This window comes from Ruegeria atlantica (genome assembly GCF_001458195.1).
Taxonomy (GTDB): domain Bacteria; phylum Pseudomonadota; class Alphaproteobacteria; order Rhodobacterales; family Rhodobacteraceae; genus Ruegeria; species Ruegeria atlantica.
Map to the genome: position 1 here is coordinate 40,358 of NZ_CYPU01000071.1, position 21,237 is coordinate 61,594.

Consider the following 21,237-nt stretch of genomic DNA (forward strand, 5'->3'; position numbering starts at 1 on the left):
GGTCCAGCACCTATGGAACCAGAAGATACGCAAAAACCGCATAGCCAACGATTGCGGCGTAACCCAGCGGGTAAATCCACTTGATGGCGTAGTTATCCAGCTTGCGCGCCCCGGATTCGCGACCCGAGACTTTGAGCCTGCGCAAGGCGACATTGAACACAATCAATGCGCCGGTCATCAGGAACATGCATTGCAGAACGAAATCCAGAAATGTCAGGTATCCAAGCTTTGGCAGATCAGCAGAAATCGCCCAGTTGAAAGCTACGAATACCAGCAAGTTTCCTCCGGCAATTTCGATCCTTTTGCGGTATTCATCAAGAAAGAACAGTGCCCAGCCAACCGAGATCAGCACCAGCATCGGCAGAAACACCCGAATGACATAGTAGGTCAGATGCCGGTGGCCTTCGAAGATCAGCGCAACCTGATCGCTGTCCTGACCGGAAAGGCCCGTGACCTGAGAGGTTTCAAGCCGCGCATTGTCCAGAATCCACTCTTCTTCGCCCAGCAGGTCACCAAGGCCCGAGAACTCGTTCATCGGATGATAGGACACATATTGGGATGGAAAGATCGAAACGACCTCGAAATGAAACTCCTGTGTGTCGAAAGGGTATTTCCGAAAATCGAAATGTGGGGCCTGTAATGTCAGCGAGGATTTCTCGACATACAACACCCGCCCGTCATATCGCAGAGAGGCGGCGGCTTCGTGAATCCACTTGTTGGATTGTTGGTTGTGAATGACGAATGCTGGTACCACCGTCCCGATCTCAGCGGCATGATCGGCCAGCGCCGGGGGGTTGAAAACCCGGAAATCGCGCCCCAGCTCTTGCCGGTCAAAAGCCAACGCAGGGTCGGCCCACTCAACACGCAGCACAACCACGGCACCGTAGTTTTCGGCCTTCTGGTCAACGCTGGTGATCTGATCGATTCGAATACCGATGCCAACATCCAGCGGGTTCTCTGGCGTCCCGATAGGTGTATCCAACCGACTGTCCAGAATGTTCTGCGCCACAACCGGTTCCACAGTCGTTGCCGCCAGGGCAACGGTCACAAAAACCAGAAACAGGACACGAAACAAAATCATCCTTGGCTCACTCGACAACATTAAATGCAAGGGCCGTGAACCAGCGGCCCCTGCCTTGAGTCACTCGGACCAGCTGATCTGCGTCAGATCGATTGCGGCCGTGGGCGCGTTTTCCCACAGGCCCCGAACTCCGGCTTTGGCCACGCCCAGCTTGGCCAGCTGGAACAGATACCCGTTGACGTAGTCGTCTGCGATCAGGCGCTGCGCCTCACCCAGCAGACGGGTGCGTTCTTCGGGGTCTGTCGTTGAATTCAGCGTGTCCATCAGCGCCTGGAAATCGGTGCTGTCATACTGGAAGTAATAGTCAGGGCGCGCATAGATCCCGATATCCATAGGCTCGGTATGACTGACGATGGTTAGACCAAAGTCCTTTCCTTTGAACACCGATTCCAGCCACTGGGCCCATTCGACGTTGACGATATTGGCCGTGATCCCGACCTCGGCCAACTGAGCGGCGACGATTTCGCCCCCGCGCCGGGCATATGATGGGGGCGGCAAATGCAGCGTCGTCTCAAACCCGTCGGCATACCCAGCATCAGCCAACATCTTAGCAGCCTTTTGGGGGTCGTAGGCCGAGTTCCCAGTCAGATCGACATAAGCCGGATTGTGCGGCGCGAAATGGGTGCCGATGGGCGTACCGTAGCCAAACATTGCTCCGTCGATGATCGCCTGACGGTCAATCGCGTGGGCCAATGCCTGACGCACTTGGATATCATCGAAGGGTGGCATCTTGTTATTGGTAGACAGGATGGTTTCCCCTTCAGTCGAACCGACAAGCACCTGAAAGCGCGGATCAGCCTCAAATTGCGGCAGGTTTTCCGGCGCAGGGAAATTGTCGAACACGTCGATATCCTCGGCCATCATGGCCGCAAAAGCCGCCGTCGGGTCCGAGATGAACTTGAATGTAGCAGTCTCTAATGAAGGCTGATCGCCCCAATAGTCCGGGTTGCGGTTCAGCGTGATACTGTCGCCCTGCATCCATTCACCAAAGGTAAAAGCGCCGGTTCCGACGGGGTTGGTTTTGATGCCCTCGATGCTTTCGGGCGCAACAATAACCGCATCACCCCAGGCCAGGTTGAACAGGAAGTTCCCGTTTGGCTCAGACAGGGTCACCTTGACGGTCAGCGGGTCGACCACCTCGATGTTTTCAATCCCGGCAAACAGGGCCTTTTGCGCATTTGCGCTATCCTCGGATCGGGCGCGGTCCAGGCTGAACTTGACGTCCTCAGCATCCATCGTGGTGCCGTCGTGGAAGGTAACCCCATCGTGCAGTTTGAAGGTATAGACCTTGCCATCTTCCGAGATTTCCCAACTTTCAGCCAGACCAGGAACCACCGATCCGTCACCCATAAACCGGGTCAGGCCTTCGAAGATATTGGTGTAAACCACCGAATCGATAGCCTGTGCTGCTGCACTGGTCGGGTCCAGATGCGGCGGCTCTAGTTGCAACGCTATGGTAATGTCGGATTTAGCGAAAACCTGTGTACCAAACAGGCTGGCGCTAACCGCCAGCACCGAAGCAAAGGACCGAAATGTCTGCTTTGTCATGTAAATTACTCCCCACTGAAAATGGAAACCTGCGATATTTTGGGCCGTACTGCACCCAACTTCCCTTTAAACCTTGGGTCATTCAAGGAAATGTTCGCGCAACCGGGGTTTCTATAGCCCGCTCCCATCTGTTATGCCGCGCTGCAACATGACAACCGGAGGAGCGACAATGAGCGCCACCGCCCGTAAAAAAGCCCCGAATGCGCAGGATATTCGCGCCCGCAAAGGCGGCGAGCCGCTGGTCAGCCTGACAGCCTACACCACGCCAATGGCGCGGTTGATGGATGATCATTGTGATTTTGTCTTGGTGGGCGACAGCGTCGGCATGGTGCTGCACGGGCTGGAATCGACGCTGGGCGTGACGATGGAGATGATGGTGATGCATGGTCAGGCCGTGTCGCGCGGTCTGGAAAGTGCGATGATGGTCATCGACATGCCCTTCGCCAGTTACGAGCATTCGCCTGCCGAGGCATTCCGGAACGCCGCCCGGCTGATGTCCGAAACCAGCGCGGGCGCAGTTAAGTTGGAAGGCGGCGTCGAGATGGCCGAGACCATCCGCTTTCTGGTCAAGCGCGGGATTCCGGTGATGGCGCATATCGGCCTGACGCCGCAATCGATCAACACACTCGGCGGATATAAGGTTCAGGGTCGCGACGAACAGGCCGAGGCTGTACTGGCCGATGCACGCGTTGTGGCCGAGGCGGGCGCGTTCTCGGTCGTTCTTGAAAAAGTACCGCAGAAATTGGCCGATCAGATTACCGGTGAAATCGCGATCCCTACCATCGGAATCGGCGCCTCGGCTGGGTGCGACGGTCAGGTTCTGGTTGTCGACGACATGGTTGGCTTTTTCACCGCCTTCAAACCGAAATTCGTCAAACGCTATGCTGAGCTTGGCCCATTGGCCGAAGCCGCCATTGCCGAATACGCGGCCGAGGTGCGCGCACGAACCTTCCCGGCGGACGAACACGTCTTTTCCGACCAGGCCCCGACCAAAGGACCAAAGACATGACCGCCCCAATCTTTCGCCGTCTGGCCGCTCTGCGTGCCTTGACTTCGGAATGGGCGCGGAAGGGTGAAGAGATCGGCGTGGTTCCGACCATGGGCGCGCTGCATCAGGGGCATTTGTCGCTGGTCGAGGCCGCAAAGACAGGTTGTGACCGGGTGATCGTCACGATCTTTGTGAACCCCAAACAGTTCAACAACCCCGAGGATCTGGCAAAGTACCCGCGCACCGAGAACGAGGATGCGCAGAAACTGGCCCCCTACGGCGTTGATGCGATCTATGTTCCGGAGCCTGAGGAGATTTACCCGCAGGGGTTTGCCACCACCATTTCCGTCGCGGGCCTGACCGATGTGATGGAGGGTGAGTTCCGCCCGGGCCATTTCGACGGCGTTGCCACGGTCGTGGCCAAACTGTTCCTGCAAACGCAGGCGGACAGAGCCTATTTCGGGGAAAAAGACTATCAGCAACTGATGATCGTGACCCGAATGGCCCGCGATCTGGACATTCCGACCGAGGTTGTTGGATGCCCAACGGTGCGCGAGCCTTCGGGTTTGGCCATGTCATCGCGCAATCTGAGACTGTCGTCCGAGGGGCTGGATATTGCCGCCCACAAAAACCGGATCATGCGGGAATTGGCGGCCGCCCTGAAAGACGGCGCGCCGTTTGATCCTTTGGCTGCACAGGCCGAGATCGATTTGCTGGCCGCGGGCTTCACGCAGGTGGAATATATACAACTGCGGTGTGCCGAAACTCTGGACCCAATAACCCACGCAAACCGCCCTGCCCGCCTGTTTGCTGCGGCCTGGGCGGATGGCGTGAGACTGATCGACAACATTCCTGTCTGAACGCTCTGGCACGTTGGTCAGTGTTTGCGCTAAAGTCCCGCAAAACGAAACGGGAGGGGCGCAGGCGTGACCTTTATTCTTGCCATTGATCAGGGCACCACATCATCGCGGGCCATTCTATTTGATGCGGATATGCAGCGCGCAGGCACCGCGCAGCACGAATTCACCCAGCACTTCCCGCAGGAAGGCTGGGTCGAGCATGATGCCGAGGAAATCTGGGACAGCGTCCTGCGGGTTTGCCGCGAAGTTATGGACAGTGTCGGGGCAACCTCTGATCAGATCGCGGGCATCGGCATCACCAACCAGCGCGAAACAACTGTTGTATGGGACCGCGCTACTGGCGCGCCAATCCACAACGCAATCGTCTGGCAGGACCGCCGCACGGCCGAGATCTGCGCGCGTTACAAACAAGCCGGGTGCGAGGATGACGTGACCGCCCAGACCGGGCTGCTGCTGGACCCCTATTTTTCGGGCACCAAGGTTAAATGGTTGCTGGACACCGTGTCTGGTGCGCGGGAACGGGCCGAGACCGGAGAGCTGATGTTCGGCACCATCGACAGCTTTCTGATCTGGCGCCTGACCGAAGGGCGCAGCCACGCGACAGACGCCACAAACGCGGCGCGCACGCTTCTGTTCGACATCCACAAGGGTGAATGGAGCGCCGAGATCTGTAATCTGCTGGACGTGCCGATGAACATGCTGCCCGAGGTACATGATTGCGCCTCGGGTTTTGGAAATACGACTCTATTTGGGGGAAATATCCCGATTCTTGGTGTTGCCGGTGATCAACAGGCCGCCACCATCGGTCAGGCCTGCTTCCAACCCGGCATGATGAAATCCACCTATGGCACCGGTTGTTTTGCGCTGCTGAACACAGGGGATAAGCCGGTCGAGTCGAAGAACCGCCTGTTGACCACCATCGCCTATCAATTGGACGGCAAACGGACCTATGCGCTGGAAGGGTCAATCTTTGTGGCCGGGGCTGCCGTGCAATGGCTGCGCGATGCATTGCAGATCATCGAATCCGCGCCAGAAAGCGGTGAGCTGGCCCAAAAGGCAGATCCGAAACAGCATGTCGTGCTGGTGCCCGCCTTTACCGGCCTCGGCGCGCCCTACTGGAAACCCGATTGCCGTGGTGCCGTGTTCGGCCTGACCCGGAATTCAGGCCGTGCCGAATTTGCCAAGGCCACGCTGGAGAGCATCGCGTACCAGACGCGCGATCTGTGGCACGCCATGCAGGGCGACTGGGGTGCAGATACCGACGTTATCCTGCGTGTCGACGGTGGCGCCAGCGCGTCGAACTGGGCGATGCAGGGATTGTCGGACTACCTGGGTGCCGAGGTTGACCGGCCGGTAATGCAGGAAACCACCGCATTGGGCGCGGCCTGGCTGGCCGGTATGCGCGCAGGCGTTTATCCGGATCAACAGGGATTTGCGGAAACCTGGGCGCTGGATCGCCGGTTCGAACCGGAACTCTCTGCCAAAGAGCGTGATGCCGCCTATGACCGCTGGAAACGTGCGGTATCAGCTGCGATGGCGTTCTGAGAGGTATGAAGGGTCAGCTATGATCCTTCATCAACCGCTGCTTTTGTCGTGACCAGTCACGCTTGGCCTGGGTTTCGCGCTTGTCGTGGTTTTTCTTACCCTTGGCGATACCGATTTTGATCTTGGCATTGCCCTTGTGGTTAAAATACAGAACCAGCGGCACCAGTGTCATGCCTTTGCGCTGGGTCGCGTTCCACAGGTTCGACAATTCCTTACGTGACACCAGCAGTTTGCGCCGGCGGCGTTCCTCGTGCTTGAATGATTTAGCCTGCTCGTAAGGGGCGATATAGCTGTTGACCAGCCACAGCTCGCCATCATCGACTGAGGCATAGCTTTCGGCGATGTTCGTCCCACCTACGCGCAGGGATTTGACCTCGGAACCTTCCAGCATGATGCCGCACTCAAGATCGTCCTCGATTGCGTAATCGAAGCGCGCGCGCCGGTTTTCGGCGATGACTTTGTAATTCGGGTCTGTCTTTTGCTTAGCCATGACGCGTTGATCTATGCGGCTTGGGCGGCCCTTGCAAGGCGTAGCCGTCAGGAGGTGGCCGAGATAATCAGATCAGGTCCGAAAATCGTATCGGCGTGATTGTGCAAATAGATCTTGAGCCACGGTGTAAATCGCTCGGGGTAACGCTGCACTTCGGCCAGAAGATCGTGGTAATCGACCCAGCGAATTTCCATGACCTCTTCCGGGTTGGGCTCAATCTTCAGCGGGCCGCGCACATGGGCCAGAAAGATGTCGACTACTTCGTGCTCGATCATGTTGTTGCCAACATCGGCGTGATACTCCAGCCGGTGACGGTATTCCGGGTAAAGCCCGGTAATTCCCAGTTCCTCGCGCAGCCGGCGTACGGCGCAGACAGACGGTGTCTCACCCCAGTCCGGGTGCGTGCAGCAGGTATTCGCCCAAAGGCCAGGGGTATGATATTTGCCCAAAGCCCGACGCTGCATCAAAATTTCGGTCCCGCGCACGACAAAGACAGACACCGCCTTGTGCCGCAGGCCTTTTTCATGCGCCTCAAGCTTGTCCACTGGGGTCAACTCGCCATCAACCCAGGCCGGGATCATGATTCCCATCTGTCGTCTCCTGCTGCCGATCCACCCGAAGGGCCGGAAATTCGAAATTGGCTGCCACCGGGTCGGCTTGGCTCTGCGAATTTATGCGTGCAATGCATGAAAAACCGCGCGCTTTCAAATTGGCGCTGTTCAACGCGGTTATCAAGCGCACGAAAGGCCGCAGGGGCTGCGGCCTTTTGTAACCTCAAACAGTGTTTGGTCTACGGCTTTATTCGCCAGACACGCTTACGATATAGGCGTAAACATCCTCGGCACCCTTCTTCAGTTTGAAGGTCATCTTGGATTTAGCCGAGGTTTCACCCAGATAATCTTTCAGAAACGCCTTGGGGTCCTTTGCATATTCAACGAATGTCGTTTCGTCCCAGACCAGACCGTTTTCACCAGCGGCAACGATGCTGTCACCATATTTGAACTCTTCAACGGTTCCTGCGGTCCGGCCTGCAATCCCATACAGGTTCGGACCGGTTTTACCGCCCTTTACGATGACTTCACCCTCAGGATCGGCAATCTGGTGACAGGATTTGCACTTGTTAAAAGTCTTCTTTCCGGCTTCGGCGTCACCTTCGGCATATGCGGGAAGGGCCAGAAGGCCGACGATTGCGGTCGCGATAATGCGATTCATAGCTTTTTCTCCGATACGAATTGGCTGCACCGAATGGACAGTCGGCGCAAAAAAGAGTCAACGCGCAGATTGCCGCGCGAGGGCACTGTGCCACTGCGGCATATAGGCCGTCCTTAACTTAAGTCATGTAAGCCGGACCAACAGGGTAAAAGATCCCCCGCCGCTGGCGAGGCAAGAAATACGGCCCGCGCGATGGCCCGCGACAGACAGATCGAAGCCACATGACCAAGAAGCCCCAGTTCAGCCTCTGGAAGGTCGTGATTGCCTGTGCTGACGCCGAACACCAGATCGCCATCGCCTGGTGTGTGCGCGGGAACAATCGCCCGCGCGATCCCGTCATGGGCAGCCACCGCCAACCTATGGCATTGTGGCTTGGACAGCGCCGCGTCAGTGGCAACAATTGCGATGGTGGTGTTGGCCTTGTCCGGCTGGGCGGGTCGCATTGCTTTGGCCTTGCGACTGGTCAAGACACGACCAAGACCCGTGTTGGAATCAGGCCCTAATCCTCCGAATTCGTCGCCGATTTCAAACGGAGCGGCCCAGAAATGGCGGTCACCCGGCGTGGTGACACTGCCGAGCGGATTGGCAGCAACCAATGCGCCAACCGTGACCCCGTTTTCCATCACAAACGAGGCGGATCCGAGCCCACCCTTTTGCATGGCAGCCAAGGCACCAGTCCCTGCGCCAGCAGTACCCAGATCGAACTGATCGGACGCGCCCTCGAATGCGTGACGCCCCAGCGCGCGATAGGGGTTCTCGGCCCAGGCTTTGTCGCCACCGTTAAGCAGGTCAAACAGGATTGCACCCGGAACGATGGGGACGACGACATTGCCAACCTCAAACCCGCGGTGTTGCGCCCTAAGCGCGTCAGCTACCCCGGAACAGGCGTCCAGGCCAAAGGCCGAACCACCGGACAGAGCGATGGCATCCACGCGCGACACAGATTTGTCAGGTGCCAGCAAGTCGGTTTCCCGCGTGCCCGGCGCACCGCCCATCACGTGAACGGAGGCCGTAAAGGGATTGGGTGCCGTCAGAACGGTTGCGCCAGATTTGAGCGCGTCATCCTGAGCGTTTCCAACCAAAAGACCGGGAACATCGGTGATCAGGTTTCGGGGTCCGGAGGTCATTGCGTCTTCAGATGTTGGAACAGAAGAGCACGCAAGCGCACTGCCTCCGGTCGAGATATTTTTTGCCAATTAAAGAGCGGATCAGATGCAGCGGCCACCGTCGACCTCCAATGCTGTGCCGGTGATCATGCTCGCCTCGTCGGAACATAAGAAACAGGCGGCGTTGGCCATATCCTCGGGTGTCGAGAAACGACCCAGCGGGATGGTCGACAGGAATTTGGCGCGAATTTCGGGCGTATCCTCGCCCATGAAGGACTTGAGCAGGGGCGTTTCCCCTGCAACCGGGCAGATGGCGTTTACCCGAACACCCGATGGGGCCAGTTCGACCGCCATGGTCTTGGTCGCGGTGATCATCCACCCCTTGGAGGCGTTGTACCAGTTGAGATTCGGACGCGGCGACAGGCCAGCCGTCGAGGCCACGTTCAGGATAGCGCCGGTACCACGCGATTTCATATGCGGAACCAATGCACGGGCGGTCAGATAGACAGATTTCATGTTCACGTTGAAAACGCGGTCGAAATCCTCTTCGCTCACATCCTCCAGCGGGGTGGGAAGGTGGGTGACGCCGGCGTTGTTGACTAGGATATCGAGATGCCCCAGTCGATCAAAGGCTGCGTCTGCCATCGCCTCAACCGATGCGCCGTTGGCCAGATCGACCTGATGTGCAAAGGCGTTCGGGCCCAATTGATTGGCCTGAACTTCGGCCGCATCACCGTTGATATCCGCGATCATGACGCGGGCACCTTCGGACAGGAATTTCCGCGCGATCCCGGCACCAAAGCCTGATGCGCTACCGGTCACGATTGCGGTTTTTCCCTCTAACCTCATGATCTTGTCCTTTTGCAGCTGCGCAAAATCAGAGTAGCGATGCGCCACAAAGTTACCAGATCAATCTTCGGGTATTTTACCGCGCAAAGCTTTGACGTCTGAGCGTGCCTTTTTGGAAGCCAGACGTCGCTTGACCGAACCATAGGTGGGTTTGGTGGCGATACGGCGCCTGGGTTTAACCATAGCGCGGGTGATCAACTCGGCCAGCCGGTTGCGCGCGATTTCGCGGTTGCGCGCCTGGCTGCGGGTTTCGTCGCATTGAATGATGATCGCGCCCTCTTTGGTCCAGCGTCGCCCCGCCAGACGCTTGAGCCGCGATTTGACGGGATCAGGCAAAGAAGGTGAGCGCGCCGCCTCGAACCGCAATTCGACGGCGGTGGACACCTTGTTCACGTTCTGCCCGCCGGGACCGGATGAGCGAACAAAGCTCTCGGTCATTTCCCAGTCTTGCAGGGTGATATCGTCGGTGATGCGCAACATGAGGCTGACCTTACAGGCCTGATCCGAAAACAAAAAGGGCCGCCCCGCATGGGACGGCCCTTCGAAAGCTAAGGAGGTTGGGTCGGTTAGATCAATCGACCAGCCGGAGCGAGCGCTCCGCCAAGGGCTGCCTTAACAGGCGATCCCCCCGGTTGTTCCAACACCTCTCTCCAATCCCTTTCTCGACATTGGATCACCTCCTTTCAAACTGTTTCGGTTACTGGAATCGTGCCACGAGTTGCACGAAACTCAAAACGTTTTTTTTACGCGGGCTGAGCGGTCAACCGCGCGACGATCACCTTGAACGGGATCAGCGCGATCATCGCCAGCGACAATTTCACCAGCCAATCCGCAAAGGCCAGCGTTACCCACAGGGGCGCCATCGGACCGGTCAGCATGAATGGTACAGGCTCCCACGCCCAGCTGATTGCGGCGTCGGCGTCGGCACCAAAGAGAGTAATCGAAGCCGAGAATGCGATGGTGAAGAACAAAGTGGTGTCCAACGCCGATCCGATCAGGGTCGAGACCAGCGGCGCGCGCCACCAACGGCCGCCACGCAATGAGTTGAACACGGTGACGTCCGTAAGCTGCGCGAGCAGGAAAGCGGTCCCGGACGCAACGGCGATTCGCAGCGGCACAGCGGCATAAGTGAAACCGTCACCTTGCAGCATGATCTGGCTGCCGATCAGCGAGCAGATGATACCGGTGATAAACCCGGCAAACACGACTTTGCGGGCGGTCGCCACGCCATAGACGCGGTTCATGATGTCGGTGACCAGAAAGGCCAGCGGATAGGTGAAAGCACCCCAAGTAAGCAGTCCGTCAAAGATCAGGAACTGAACCAGAAAATTCGAGGCCACAACAATGGCAGCCATGGCAATAATGCCGGGTATATAAGCGCGTTGCATTTTCAGATGCCCGTTTTGACAAGGTAGCGGCGACTTGGCCAAGGGACCGTCCCAAGGCAAGCCGCGCTTCTAGACCTTTGCTTTGGACGTGTCAATCGGGCAGAGCATACTCGACCAGTTCAGTACGCTGAAGCGCCAGAAAATTATCATCTGACACCATAGTGGCCCGCAAACGGCCCTCGTCGTCGCGCCAGACAGACAAACCCTCGAGGTTGTCATGTGCACCGGTCCCAGTTTGGAACAGAACCTCTTCGGCGCTTGGGGTGTCACCGTCCAACTCCCATCGCCGCAAACGCGAACGGAACCCGATCCAACCGACATCCCGTTCCAAAACGTAAAGCCTGCCATCCGGTCCGAAATCTGCTGCAACTGGCAGAAAGTCCCACCGTTGCGGCAAAACGAAAGGCGTCGACCACGCCTGACCGTCCCACCGATAGACAGGGATATCACCCGTCGCTGTTCGGTTTTCCTCGGGCATTGTGAAAAGGTGACCGCGTTGATCAATGGCCAACGCCTCGAGCGAGCCGTTGAGCTCAAAGCCATCAAACGCCTTGGGCCGCGGCAAAACCTGAGCTTTGGTCCCTGGCGCTGGGTAATAGGCCACCCGGTGCGTGTTTTCGAACGAGACGTACAAGCCGCCATCGGGGGCAACAGCAATGCCTTCAGAATCCCCGGCCCCACCTGTCAGAGGGCGTCCTCTGCTGGAAATGAGAGGCCAATTTTCAGTGATCTGAATGTCAGAAATTTCGTCATCATTACGCTCGACCCGTGCAGTAATCAGTGTCGAACGATCGGTCATTCCAATCAAATGGCGGCCATCATCCGAGATGTGGATGGCAGAAATCCCGCCAAACCACTCGGCCGTGTGACGCCATGTAAAACTGCCAAGATGGTCGGGCGTCTTGTGATCCACTGCCCAAGCCACTCCGGCCAGAAATACCGCGATGGTCAGTTGGATTGCAGAACTTTTGCGCATTGTTTTGGTAAATCGGCCATTCGGAATTCACGCCGTTTTTTTGGCGCCGGGGCGTTGGGGTCGGGTGGCGGCGGGTTGAGGATATTGTTCACCCATTGCTGCGCCTCGGCGCAGCCATCCCCTTTTGGCGGAGGATCCTGATTAACGCAACCATTCGAACCGCGCGGGCATTTCAGGCGTACATGGAAATGATAATGATGTCCCCACCAGGGCCTAATCTTGCGCAAATAGGCACGATTGCCCTTCTCGTTTTTGCACATTTCCGCCTTAGCACCGGGAAAGACAAAAATACGCGCAACGCGTTTGTCCTTGGCCGCCGCACGCAGCACAGCATGGTGTTGTTTTGTCCAGTTACCGTTGACAAACGCGCCATTCGATCGGCGCAGAGAAATCGACGAGATATTCTCACGTGCTTTGCGGCTTAAGCGCATGTTGTCGCCGGGCAACATCCAGATATCGATGTCCAGACCCAGCTGATGGCTGCGGTGCCCGGATGTCATCGGCCCACCGCGCGGCTGGCTGATATCGCCGACATATAGCCCGTTCCACCCGGGCTGCTTTGCCGCAAACCTGCTGAGGTCCTGCACATAATCAATCGCCTCAGGGTGCCCCCAATTTCGATTGCGCGACAGCCGCATCGCCTGCCATGTCGGTCCCGTTTCGGGCAATTGCACCGACCCTGCAGCGCACCCACGCGAATAACTGCCGAAGGCTGCGGATTTTTGCTGCGAACTTGCTTTCTGCGCCCCGAACAACTGCTTTGCCAGAGGCTGCGCCGTAGCAGTGTTCGTCAGAAATATCGCGGCCAGTATCGTCAAAAAACGTAATAAAATCATCTGCTCTGATCCCCTTCCGGTTTCACCCAGCGCATCAGTATTAGCCCCAGAATAAACAACAGAACGATGGGTGACACCCCCAGTCTTGCACTGCCGGTTACAGTTGTGGCTATTCCGATCAGCAAGGGGGCGGCAAAGGCTGTGGCACGCCCCGACAAACCATAAAGCCCAAAGCTTTCGACCGGGGCCTTGGGGTCGGTGTGACGCACCATCATCGAACGGCTGGCGGATTGCAGAATACCGCCCATGCCGCCGATCAGAACCCCGCAGCCAAAGAACACCAGATCAGGCAGGCCGGATCCTTCGGGTAAAGACATGCCAAAGATCTGTGTGCGGTCCATCGACACGATGGTAATGCAAACAAAGATCAGCACCCAGATAGCCACCAAAATCACTGGTTTAGGGCCGTATTTCTTGTCCAGCTTACCGCCGACCCACGAAAACGCAGCCGCAGCCAGAACGCTGACGATACCAAAGACACCGATCTTGATCAGGTCCCATTCCAGCACCAGTCGCGCATAAACACCGCCAAAGGTGTAAAGCCCGTTCAACGCATCGCGGTAGAACATGGATGATCCAAGGTAGGTGACCAGGCTGACCCGGTGACGCAGACTGGAAATCGATTTGACCAGAAGGCGCAGGGCGTCGCCCACATTGCCTTTTTTGTCGGTCGGTGCATCATCCCGGACCCAAAGGAAGTAGGGGATCATGAACAGAACGAACCAAACCGCCGTGAATGGCCCCACGAAACGTGTGCCCTGCTGCATTGAGGCATCCAGCCCAAACAGCGGATCCATCCCAATCAGGGTCTTGCCGTTGGCCTGCTCGACGAACAGCGCCAGCATGATCGCAAGTGAGATCAGCCCACCAAAATAGCCAAAGGCAAATCCTGACCCCGAAATCTCACCAACCTCATTTTCGTCCCCCAAATCGGGCAGCTGCGAATTGATGAAGATCAGAGCGTATTCCGCGCCAACAAAGCCCAGACCAAAGGCCGACAACATCAGCCACATATTCGACCCGTCGGGCATCGTGTACCAAAGCGCGGCGGACCCCACCGCATACATCACCGAAAACGCGAAAATCCATGGCATTCGGCGACCCGAAACATCCGCCATGGCCCCCATCAACGGTGCGCCAAAGGCGATGATCAACCCAATGATGGTCATGCAATTCGCCCACACCGTCTGCGCCCGCGCATCGGCCGCATCAGCATCCAGACCGGACGTCAGATAATACTCTGCCGCAACTCCGGCAAAGTAGGGACCAAAGACAAATGTAACCAGCAAGGTGTGATACGGTTGACTGGCCCAGTCGAAAAACCACCAACCCCAAATGCGCTTGCGCTTGGAAATTTCTGCCATAACTGCCCCTGTTTATCGTTGTTTTCATAAGACGGGTCTTTGGCCTATTTCGCAAGGGTTCTGTTAGCGCACACTTGCTCTTTGCCGCGCTAGCCACTACCTCTCGCGAAACGTGACTTGGAGTATACGAATATGATGGCAGTTTTCGGCCCGATCGACTTGGTATTGAGCATCGCCTATTGGTTCGTCTTGATTCAGGTCATAATGAGCTGGCTGATCAACTTTCAGGTTCTGAACCTTCACCAGCAATTCGTTGCCCAGATTTGGTACGGGTTGAATCGGATTCTGGAGCCGATTTATCGCCCTATTCGCAAAGTGCTGCCCGATCTTGGCGGCATCGATCTGACGCCTCTGGTCGTGTTGATCATCATCATTTCACTGCGAAGCTACGTCCTGCCGGAACTCTTTCTGGCCCTGAGCTGAGGCTGATCCCTCTTGTTCACCGAATCTTAGTATGTGATTGTCCTGTCTTAAGAGCAGATAAACCTTAAAACAGGGCAACCCCGCACATGTTCGACGCCGCACCGATGCTGCGAGATGTCTTTGGATTCGACGACTTCCGCCCCGGGCAGGAAGAGATCGTCGATGCCGTGACCGCAGGTGAAAACGTGCTGGCGATCATGCCGACGGGTGGCGGTAAATCCCTGTGTTTCCAACTGCCTGCGTTGATGCGGGATGGCGTGACGGTGGTGATTTCCCCGCTGATCGCCCTGATGCGCGATCAGGTTCGCGGGCTGCAAGAGGCCGGCGTTGAAGCAGGTGCTCTGACCTCGGGCAACACGCCCGAAGAAACAGATGCCGTGTGGGAAGCGCTGGAGGCCGGGCGGCTCAAGCTGCTTTACATGGCCCCCGAACGTCTGGCTGCAGGGTCGGCGCTGGGGATGCTGAGCCGGATCAACGTCAGTCTGATTGCCGTGGATGAAGCCCATTGCGTCAGCCAGTGGGGCCATGATTTCCGTCCCGACTACCTGCGGATCGGTGAGCTGCGGCGCGCGCTGGGCGTCCCCCTCGCCGCCTTCACCGCCACCGCAGATGCCGAAACGCAGGACGAGATCGTCGAAAAACTGTTCGACGGCACGCCCCCCAACAAGTTTCTGCGCGGGTTCGACCGGCCCAATATCCACCTTGCCTTTGGGGCCAAGGATGGCCCCCGCAAACAGATCCTCGACTTTGCCAGTGCCCGAAAAGGGCAATCTGGCATCGTCTATTGCGGCACGCGCAACAAAACCGAAGTGCTCGCGCAAGCCTTACGCGCGGAAGGTCACTCTGCCTGCCACTATCATGGCGGAATGGAGGCCAAGGATCGCCGTATCGTCGAAACCCGCTTCGCCCGCGAAGACGGGTTGATCGTGGTTGCCACCGTGGCTTTTGGCATGGGCATCGACAAACCCGACATTCGATGGGTCGCCCATGCGGACCTGCCTAAATCCATCGAGGCCTATTATCAGGAAATCGGTCGTGCGGGCCGTGACGGTGGCCCTGCCGAAACTCTGACCCTGTTTGGCCCCGACGATATCCGCCTGCGCCGCTCGCAAATCGACGAAGGGTTGGCCCCGCCAGAACGTCGCATGGCCGACCATGCACGCCTGAATTCTCTATTGGGTCTGGCCGAAGCATTGTTATGCCGCCGTCAGACTCTGTTGGGCTACTTCGGTGAACAGGCAGAACCTTGCGGCAAGTGCGATCTGTGTGACACCCCGCCCGAAGTGTTCGATGGGACCACGCCCGTCCGCATGGCCTTGTCTGCAATCCTGCGCACCGAGGAATGGTTCGGCGCCGGCCACCTGATCGACATCCTGCTGGGCAATGAAACCGACAAGATCCGCGCGCGACGTCATGACCAACTGTCGACCTATGGGATCGGCAAAGAGTGGTCGCGCCCGCAATGGCAGGCCATCTTCCGACAGATGATGGGGCATGATCTGGTCCGCCCAGACCCCGAACGCCACGGCGCACTGCAAATGACCGAGGCTGCCAAGCCCATCCTGAAGGGTGAGGCCCGGATCAACCTGCGCAAGGACACATTGCGCAAGGCCGGACGCCGCCCGGCGGTCAAAATGATGGTGTCCGAGGAAGACGCGCCGCTGCTATCGGCCCTGAAAGCCAAACGGCGCGCTTTGGCCGAAGCCGCGCGGGTACCGGCCTATGTCATCTTCCCTGACCGCACGCTAATCGAAATGGCTGAGAAACGCCCCCTGTCTCTGGACGATATGGCCCGAATTGGCGGGGTCGGCGCGAAAAAGCTGGAACGTTATGGTGACACGTTTCTTGAAGTCGTCGCCGGTGAGGTTGAAGCCGTTCATCCCGCGCGCCGCAAATTGGCTGGCCGGGATCAGGGCGATATCTATGACCAGTTGCTTGAAGTGCAGTCGCAGCTATCACGCGGTCCGCAGGGGATCGACAAGCCGCTAACTTGCTCGGCCTCGCAACTCGCCAAGGTTGCACAATTGCGGTCAGATGACCCGCGCGCAATGGAACATGTTCTGGGTGACCGCCGTCACGAAAGGTTTGGAGCCGCCTTTCTGGACGTGCTGCGACAGACGGACTAGATACGGCCCAGTACAGGCAAGGAAAGAGAGTGGATATGCTGGTAGTTATTTCCCCGGCCAAGCGGCTGGACTGGGCGGAACGGGATGTCGAAGTCACGCAGCCAGACTTTCAGGACGATGCCATCCGCCTGTCAAAAACCGCCCGCAATCTGACACTGGGCGACCTGAAAAAGCTGATGGACCTAAGCGATGATCTCGCGCGCCTGAACCGCGACAGGTATCGCGCCTTTTCAGATGCGCCCGAGGCGGATGTGACACGCCCCGCCGCGCTGGCCTTTGCGGGCGACACCTATCAAGGGCTTGAAGCTGCGTCGCTGGATGCCGAGGAGATGGCCTGGGCGCAGGATCATCTTCGCATTCTGTCCGGTCTTTACGGTGTGCTGCGCCCGCTGGATTCCATTCAGGCCTATCGGCTTGAGATGGGCAGCAAGCTAAAAACCCGCCGCGGAAAGAACCTGTATGAATACTGGCGCGATCAACTGAGCAAAGCGCTCAACGCGCAAGGTGCTGAGGTTGGATCGGACGTTCTGGTCAACTGCGCCAGCCAGGAATATTTCGGCGCAGTAGACCTTAAAGCACTGAAGCTGCGCGTTATCACCCCTGTTTTCATGGAAGACAAAGCAGGCACGCCTAAGATCGTGAGCTTTTTTGCCAAAAAAGCGCGCGGTGCGATGGCAAGGTATGTCATTCAGCACAGGCTGGACGACCCCAAAGGACTGCTGGACTTTGACTCAGGTGGCTATGTATACCGCCCCGATTTGTCAGAAGAAAACAAACCCGTCTTTGTGCGGCCCTATCAGGCTTGATCCAACATCGACGGGTCATAGGCGACGAGTTCAACCGTATTGCCTTCGGGGTCTTCGGTGAAGATACCGCGCCAGCCGATCCATCCGAACTGCTCGATCCGGTAGGGCTGGCCAACGTGGTCATACCACTGCATCACTGCCTCTTGTTCGTCGAATGGCAGCGACAATGCGATGTGATGCAGAGACGACGCTCCACCCGTCACCGGTTTTTGCGACCCGGTCGGGTGCAACCCTGGTCGCGGGGCGGCGGTGTGGTGAAACAGGGCTAGGACCTGCGTGTGGCCACCATATCCGGGCGCAATCTGGAAGAAGGTGATCGCGCTGTTGTGGTCACCGCTAAGACGCTTTAACCCGATCACGTTCTCATAAAACGCGACCATGGCGGCCATATCCGCGCAGCGGATGGCAATCTCACCCAGTGCGCGGGGCTGAAATCCACGATCTTCAGACATGGGTGCAATCTAGTCAGCCCAGATTTACTCTGCAACAACCGGGCAACAATCATCCGGCCTATGGGTCAGAACCATCTGGTGAATCGTCTGCTTTTGCAGCGGTTTGGTCAGGTAGTGATCCAGCCCGGCAGATAAGATTCCCTGATCGTCACCAGCCATCGCATGAGCCGTAAGGGCGACAATAGGAACATGACGGTCAGTCTCAATCTCACGGCGCCGGATTTCGGCTGTGGCCTGTTTGCCGTCCATTTTAGGCATCGAGATATCCATAAAGATAAGGTCTGGGTCAAACTCCTGATACGCCTGCACCGCTTCGATCCCGTTGCCGGCAAAGCGCAGGTCGATGTTCAGATTTTTGACCATCTTCTTAAGGATCAGTTGATTGGTCCGGTTATCTTCGGCCGCCAGAACACGCATGATACGCTGCGTTCCTTCACATGCGGGTTGGTTAGGTGCCTGATTGATCGGTGCGGTCTCCGAAAGCGACTCAACGCCCTGTGGGTGGCCAAGCGCTTTCAGGCGCGCGTACAGCTCAGCCCTGGGGATCGGCTTTTGTAGAACGCCTTCGATCAGGTGGCGCGCGGGGTGGGCGTGAATGACACCGGGATTGGCCGACATCACGACAATCGGCAGAGCGCCCCACCCCCTGTCTTTCAGCATGACAGCCAGCTCAAGCCCGTCCATGTCGGGCAGGTCATGATCGCACAGCAGAAGGTCCACACTGTCGTCCAGCGCCGTCAGCGCCTCTCGGCCTGAGGTGCAAACGGTGACCTGCACCCCCAGCCGACCCAGCTGTTTGGACAGGATCGCGCAGTTGGCGGCCAAATCATCGACGATCATCACATGGCGCAGGCGCCCGTCAAGATCGGGCGGGGCAGGTTGCGGGCCTTCAGCGGTCGGCAGTGAGGCACGAAAGCCAAAGCAGGAGCCCTGCCCCGGCTCGCTATCCACCCAGATAGCACCGCCCATCAATGTGATCAGCCGTTTCGTTATTGCCAATCCCAGACCGGTTCCTTCAAAGGCCCGGTTTCGCTCGTCTTCGACTTGATTGAATTCGCCAAAAATGTGCCCGATCTTGTCTTCATCGATGCCGATGCCAGTGTCCTCGATCGCAACATGCACATCGCAGGATTGGGCATCCGGGTTCGGCACGCCGGTAACGCGGATCAGGACATGGCCCTCGGACGTAAACTTGACCGCATTGCCGACGAGATTGGTCAAAACCTGCCGGACCCGCCCTGGATCGCCAACAAACATTGTGGGCAGGAACAGATCGTAATCCACCAATAGCGTCAGACCTTTATCGCGCACGCTGGGTTGCAGCAGCATCGCGACTTCAAGAATGCAGCGTTCAAAGTCGAACTGTTCCGGGTGCAGGGTCAGCTTGTCCGCCTCGATCTTGGAATAGTCCAGGACATCGTTGATAATCACCAAAAGCGCCTCGCCCGAGTTGCGGATGGTGTTCAAATACAGCCGTTGTTCTTCATCCAAAGGTGTTTCGGTCAGCAATTCGGTCATGCCCACGATGCCGTTCATCGGGGTTCGGATTTCATGGCTCATGTTGGCCAGAAAGGCCGATTTGGCGCGGTTTGCTGCCTCGGCCCGTTCACGAGCAGCGGTCAATTCGGCCTCATGGCGCACGGATGCGGTGATGTTCAGGGCCAGGCTCACCACATCGCCACCATGACCGCGCTGGTCGATCAGCTTGATGTAATGGCCGTTCCACAGCCGGATTACCTCGGGCTGGGGGTGAGGCATCGCCCATCTCTGCAGCATTCTATCGCGCCAGCCAGGCGTCGGCTCGGACCCAAGATCAATCAGCCCCTCAGTGGTCAGAATCTCAAGAATCCTCGGATAGGTTACACCCGGCGCAACCTCTTCCAGCCCGTCAAAGACGCTTAAGTAAGCCGCGTTTGCCCCAATCAGGCGACTTTCCTCGTCAAAGAACGCGAATCCATCCTGAATAGTTTGGATTGAATGCCACAGGCGGCGCTCGGCCACCTCGATCTTGGCGTTGGCGACCGTCAGATCGGATTTGACCTTTTCATTTTCACCCCGGACCGTTTCAACCTCGGCCTGGGTTTCACCGATCCGCTTGGTCAATGCCATCGCATGCAGGCCCAGTTTGCGGTTTGCAGCCGACAGCTCTGCCTGTTTCATTTCCAACAACCGCTCGGCCGCCAGACGTGCGCGCCGTTCCTGTGACAGTTTTCCTGCAAGACTCATCTTTGGTGTTTCCGGGACAATCTGCGTCCAGCATCCGGGCAGAGAGTGAAGAACTGTTTAAGCCGTTGCCCAATGATCGAACCTTGTGCCACTCTTGCCGAAACGGAGGTTTGTTATGCGGTGTTTCTTCGGCGCGTTGTTGGCCTGTGGCGTGTTTGCCCATCCTGTGGCCGCGGGCTGCGCAACGGATGGCCAGATCAATCGGTTCGTCGCGGATTACCTCTCAGCTACGCCCACATCTGCCCTTTCGCCTGATGGCACAATGAAAGATGCACTGTGTACGCAAGCGCGTATAGTGTCTGCATTAGAGCCACATTTAGGGCCGGTCATCGGCTACAAGGCCGGTTTGACGAGCGCACCGGCACAAGAAAGATTTGGCGCATCCGAACCGGTTCAGGGCGTATTGTTCCGCAACATGATGCTGGATGACGGCGCGACCGTTCCATCAGACTGGGGTGCGCGACCGGTATTTGAGGCCGATCTGGTGCTGGTTGTCGGCACAGCGGATATCAATCAGACCACGTCTCCAGAGGAGGTGCTGCAAGGCATCTCAGCCATCCGCCCGTTTATCGAACTACCTGACCTGACCTTTGCCGAGGGTGAACCGATCACCCCGGTCACGCTGACAGCAATTGGCGTTGCTACGAAGCTGGGTGTTTTGGGGGCAGAAATCCCTGTGTCCGATCCGGCAGCTATGGTGCAGGCCTTGGCTGATATGACCGTCACCCTCCGCGCCGCAGATGACGAGATTCTGGCGCAGGCACCGGGCACAGCGGTACTGGGGCATCCGGCCAATGCCGCCCTTTGGCTGATGTTCAAAGGGATTGAATTTCAACCGAGGGACTTGATTTCCGTCGGATCATTCGGGCCGTTATTCCCGCCTGCAAAGGGTAAAGGCGGGGCGTCTGTGTCTTACGACGGCTTGCCCGGCAATCCCACGGTCAGCGTGGTGTTTGACTGA

Annotated in this window: 21 protein-coding genes; 7 read left to right on the forward strand and 14 right to left on the reverse strand. The window is 57.7% G+C overall.

Annotated elements, in window-relative coordinates:
• Positions 1 to 10 precede the first annotated feature (10 nt).
• Both RUA4292_RS19375 and RUA4292_RS19380 read right to left on the reverse strand, forming a co-directional pair.
• The gene (locus RUA4292_RS19375; RefSeq protein WP_058279088.1) at positions 11 to 1,081 is read right to left on the reverse strand and encodes a ligand-gated ion channel; all 1,071 of its coding nucleotides are present in this window, start codon (positions 1,079 to 1,081) and stop codon (positions 11 to 13) included.
• Between the two features lie 60 nt (positions 1,082 to 1,141).
• Complete coding sequence (locus RUA4292_RS19380) at positions 1,142 to 2,629, reverse strand: ABC transporter substrate-binding protein (RefSeq protein ID WP_058279089.1); 1,488 nt, start codon at positions 2,627 to 2,629, stop codon at positions 1,142 to 1,144.
• A gap of 169 nt (positions 2,630 to 2,798) precedes the next feature.
• On the opposite strand from RUA4292_RS19380, the gene panB reads away from it, so the two are divergent.
• From panB to glpK, 3 genes are all read left to right on the forward strand, one after another.
• Positions 2,799 to 3,638: a 3-methyl-2-oxobutanoate hydroxymethyltransferase gene (gene panB / locus RUA4292_RS19385; RefSeq protein ID WP_058279345.1), complete on the forward strand. Its 840-nt coding sequence runs from the start codon at positions 2,799 to 2,801 to the stop codon at positions 3,636 to 3,638.
• Positions 3,635 to 4,477: a pantoate--beta-alanine ligase gene (gene panC / locus RUA4292_RS19390; protein WP_058279090.1), complete on the forward strand. Its 843-nt coding sequence runs from the start codon at positions 3,635 to 3,637 to the stop codon at positions 4,475 to 4,477. Before panB ends, panC begins: the two co-directional genes overlap by 4 nt.
• Before the next feature lie 66 nt (positions 4,478 to 4,543).
• A complete protein-coding gene (glpK, locus tag RUA4292_RS19395; protein WP_058279091.1) occupies positions 4,544 to 6,022 on the forward strand; it encodes a glycerol kinase GlpK in 1,479 nt (492 codons plus the stop codon).
• 13 nt (positions 6,023 to 6,035) lie between these two features.
• Here the strand turns inward: glpK and smpB are convergent, their stop codons facing one another.
• The 10 genes from smpB to RUA4292_RS19445 all read right to left on the reverse strand — a co-directional run bounded on the left by smpB (position 6,036) and on the right by RUA4292_RS19445 (position 14,243).
• A complete protein-coding gene (smpB, locus tag RUA4292_RS19400) occupies positions 6,036 to 6,512 on the reverse strand; it encodes an SsrA-binding protein SmpB (protein WP_058279092.1) in 477 nt (158 codons plus the stop codon).
• A 47-nt stretch (positions 6,513 to 6,559) separates the two neighbouring features.
• Positions 6,560 to 7,102: an isopentenyl-diphosphate Delta-isomerase gene (gene idi / locus RUA4292_RS19405; protein WP_058272886.1), complete on the reverse strand. Its 543-nt coding sequence runs from the start codon at positions 7,100 to 7,102 to the stop codon at positions 6,560 to 6,562.
• A 208-nt stretch (positions 7,103 to 7,310) separates the two neighbouring features.
• Entirely contained in the window at positions 7,311 to 7,724 is a 414-nt protein-coding gene (locus RUA4292_RS19410; protein WP_058279093.1) for a c-type cytochrome, read from the reverse strand.
• A gap of 113 nt (positions 7,725 to 7,837) precedes the next feature.
• Positions 7,838 to 8,851, reverse strand: coding sequence for a P1 family peptidase (locus RUA4292_RS19415; protein ID WP_058279094.1), 1,014 nt, complete (start codon positions 8,849 to 8,851; stop codon positions 7,838 to 7,840).
• 81 nt (positions 8,852 to 8,932) lie between these two features.
• Positions 8,933 to 9,679, reverse strand: coding sequence for an SDR family oxidoreductase (locus tag RUA4292_RS19420; protein WP_058279346.1), 747 nt, complete (start codon positions 9,677 to 9,679; stop codon positions 8,933 to 8,935).
• Positions 9,680 to 9,739: 60 nt separating this feature from the next.
• On the reverse strand, positions 9,740 to 10,159 hold the full coding sequence (gene arfB, locus RUA4292_RS19425) for an alternative ribosome rescue aminoacyl-tRNA hydrolase ArfB (protein ID WP_058279095.1): 420 nt from the start codon (positions 10,157 to 10,159) through the stop codon (positions 9,740 to 9,742).
• 263 nt (positions 10,160 to 10,422) lie between these two features.
• Positions 10,423 to 11,067 carry a queuosine precursor transporter gene (locus RUA4292_RS19430; RefSeq protein ID WP_058279096.1) on the reverse strand — a complete coding sequence of 215 codons (645 nt, stop codon included), beginning with the start codon at positions 11,065 to 11,067 and terminating at the stop codon, positions 10,423 to 10,425.
• Positions 11,068 to 11,158: 91 nt separating this feature from the next.
• Positions 11,159 to 12,043 carry an esterase-like activity of phytase family protein gene (locus RUA4292_RS19435; RefSeq protein ID WP_058279097.1) on the reverse strand — a complete coding sequence of 295 codons (885 nt, stop codon included), beginning with the start codon at positions 12,041 to 12,043 and terminating at the stop codon, positions 11,159 to 11,161.
• Positions 12,016 to 12,879 carry a penicillin-insensitive murein endopeptidase gene (mepA, locus tag RUA4292_RS19440; RefSeq protein WP_058272879.1) on the reverse strand — a complete coding sequence of 288 codons (864 nt, stop codon included), beginning with the start codon at positions 12,877 to 12,879 and terminating at the stop codon, positions 12,016 to 12,018. Before mepA ends, RUA4292_RS19435 begins: the two co-directional genes overlap by 28 nt.
• Positions 12,876 to 14,243: an MFS transporter gene (locus RUA4292_RS19445; RefSeq protein WP_058279098.1), complete on the reverse strand. Its 1,368-nt coding sequence runs from the start codon at positions 14,241 to 14,243 to the stop codon at positions 12,876 to 12,878. The genes mepA and RUA4292_RS19445 overlap by 4 nt, the downstream gene beginning before the upstream one ends.
• Before the next feature lie 132 nt (positions 14,244 to 14,375).
• Here RUA4292_RS19445 and RUA4292_RS19450 point away from each other — a divergent pair, with 132 nt between their 5' ends.
• From RUA4292_RS19450 to yaaA, 3 genes are all read left to right on the forward strand, one after another.
• Positions 14,376 to 14,666: a YggT family protein gene (locus RUA4292_RS19450; protein WP_058279099.1), complete on the forward strand. Its 291-nt coding sequence runs from the start codon at positions 14,376 to 14,378 to the stop codon at positions 14,664 to 14,666.
• Between the two features lie 86 nt (positions 14,667 to 14,752).
• A complete protein-coding gene (gene recQ, locus RUA4292_RS19455; protein WP_058279100.1) occupies positions 14,753 to 16,792 on the forward strand; it encodes a DNA helicase RecQ in 2,040 nt (679 codons plus the stop codon).
• Positions 16,793 to 16,827: 35 nt separating this feature from the next.
• Positions 16,828 to 17,598 carry a peroxide stress protein YaaA gene (gene yaaA / locus RUA4292_RS19460; protein WP_058279101.1) on the forward strand — a complete coding sequence of 257 codons (771 nt, stop codon included), beginning with the start codon at positions 16,828 to 16,830 and terminating at the stop codon, positions 17,596 to 17,598.
• Here yaaA and RUA4292_RS19465 read toward each other — a convergent pair.
• Both RUA4292_RS19465 and RUA4292_RS19470 read right to left on the reverse strand, forming a co-directional pair.
• Positions 17,589 to 18,050: a VOC family protein gene (locus RUA4292_RS19465; protein WP_058279102.1), complete on the reverse strand. Its 462-nt coding sequence runs from the start codon at positions 18,048 to 18,050 to the stop codon at positions 17,589 to 17,591. The two genes, yaaA and RUA4292_RS19465, sit on opposite strands and share 10 nt — an antisense overlap.
• Positions 18,051 to 18,074: 24 nt before the next feature.
• Positions 18,075 to 20,276: a response regulator gene (locus RUA4292_RS19470; RefSeq protein WP_058279103.1), complete on the reverse strand. Its 2,202-nt coding sequence runs from the start codon at positions 20,274 to 20,276 to the stop codon at positions 18,075 to 18,077.
• A 115-nt stretch (positions 20,277 to 20,391) separates the two neighbouring features.
• Here RUA4292_RS19470 and RUA4292_RS19475 point away from each other — a divergent pair, with 115 nt between their 5' ends.
• On the forward strand, positions 20,392 to 21,237 hold the full coding sequence (locus RUA4292_RS19475; RefSeq protein ID WP_058279104.1) for a 2-keto-4-pentenoate hydratase: 846 nt from the start codon (positions 20,392 to 20,394) through the stop codon (positions 21,235 to 21,237).

Excerpts from the sequence above, each read along its gene's own strand:
- RUA4292_RS19470 (WP_058279103.1), bottom strand. The coding sequence starts at position 20,276 with ATGAGTCTTGCAGGAAAACTGTCACAGGAACGGCGCGCACGTCTGGCG.
- yaaA (WP_058279101.1), top strand. The coding sequence starts at position 16,828 with ATGCTGGTAGTTATTTCCCCGGCCAAGCGGCTGGACTGGGCGGAACGG.
- RUA4292_RS19435 (WP_058279097.1), bottom strand. The coding sequence starts at position 12,043 with ATGCGCAAAAGTTCTGCAATCCAACTGACCATCGCGGTATTTCTGGCC.
- arfB (WP_058279095.1), bottom strand. The coding sequence starts at position 10,159 with ATGTTGCGCATCACCGACGATATCACCCTGCAAGACTGGGAAATGACC.
- RUA4292_RS19410 (WP_058279093.1), bottom strand. The coding sequence starts at position 7,724 with ATGAATCGCATTATCGCGACCGCAATCGTCGGCCTTCTGGCCCTTCCC.
- RUA4292_RS19415 (WP_058279094.1), bottom strand. The coding sequence starts at position 8,851 with ATGACCTCCGGACCCCGAAACCTGATCACCGATGTTCCCGGTCTTTTG.
- panC (WP_058279090.1), top strand. The coding sequence starts at position 3,635 with ATGACCGCCCCAATCTTTCGCCGTCTGGCCGCTCTGCGTGCCTTGACT.
- smpB (WP_058279092.1), bottom strand. The coding sequence starts at position 6,512 with ATGGCTAAGCAAAAGACAGACCCGAATTACAAAGTCATCGCCGAAAAC.
- idi (WP_058272886.1), bottom strand. The coding sequence starts at position 7,102 with ATGGGAATCATGATCCCGGCCTGGGTTGATGGCGAGTTGACCCCAGTG.
- RUA4292_RS19430 (WP_058279096.1), bottom strand. The coding sequence starts at position 11,067 with ATGCAACGCGCTTATATACCCGGCATTATTGCCATGGCTGCCATTGTT.
- RUA4292_RS19445 (WP_058279098.1), bottom strand. The coding sequence starts at position 14,243 with ATGGCAGAAATTTCCAAGCGCAAGCGCATTTGGGGTTGGTGGTTTTTC.
- RUA4292_RS19475 (WP_058279104.1), top strand. The coding sequence starts at position 20,392 with ATGCGGTGTTTCTTCGGCGCGTTGTTGGCCTGTGGCGTGTTTGCCCAT.
- RUA4292_RS19450 (WP_058279099.1), top strand. The coding sequence starts at position 14,376 with ATGATGGCAGTTTTCGGCCCGATCGACTTGGTATTGAGCATCGCCTAT.
- RUA4292_RS19380 (WP_058279089.1), bottom strand. The coding sequence starts at position 2,629 with ATGACAAAGCAGACATTTCGGTCCTTTGCTTCGGTGCTGGCGGTTAGC.
- RUA4292_RS19465 (WP_058279102.1), bottom strand. The coding sequence starts at position 18,050 with ATGTCTGAAGATCGTGGATTTCAGCCCCGCGCACTGGGTGAGATTGCC.
- panB (WP_058279345.1), top strand. The coding sequence starts at position 2,799 with ATGAGCGCCACCGCCCGTAAAAAAGCCCCGAATGCGCAGGATATTCGC.
- recQ (WP_058279100.1), top strand. The coding sequence starts at position 14,753 with ATGTTCGACGCCGCACCGATGCTGCGAGATGTCTTTGGATTCGACGAC.
- RUA4292_RS19375 (WP_058279088.1), bottom strand. The coding sequence starts at position 1,081 with ATGATTTTGTTTCGTGTCCTGTTTCTGGTTTTTGTGACCGTTGCCCTG.
- mepA (WP_058272879.1), bottom strand. The coding sequence starts at position 12,879 with ATGATTTTATTACGTTTTTTGACGATACTGGCCGCGATATTTCTGACG.
- RUA4292_RS19420 (WP_058279346.1), bottom strand. The coding sequence starts at position 9,679 with ATGAGGTTAGAGGGAAAAACCGCAATCGTGACCGGTAGCGCATCAGGC.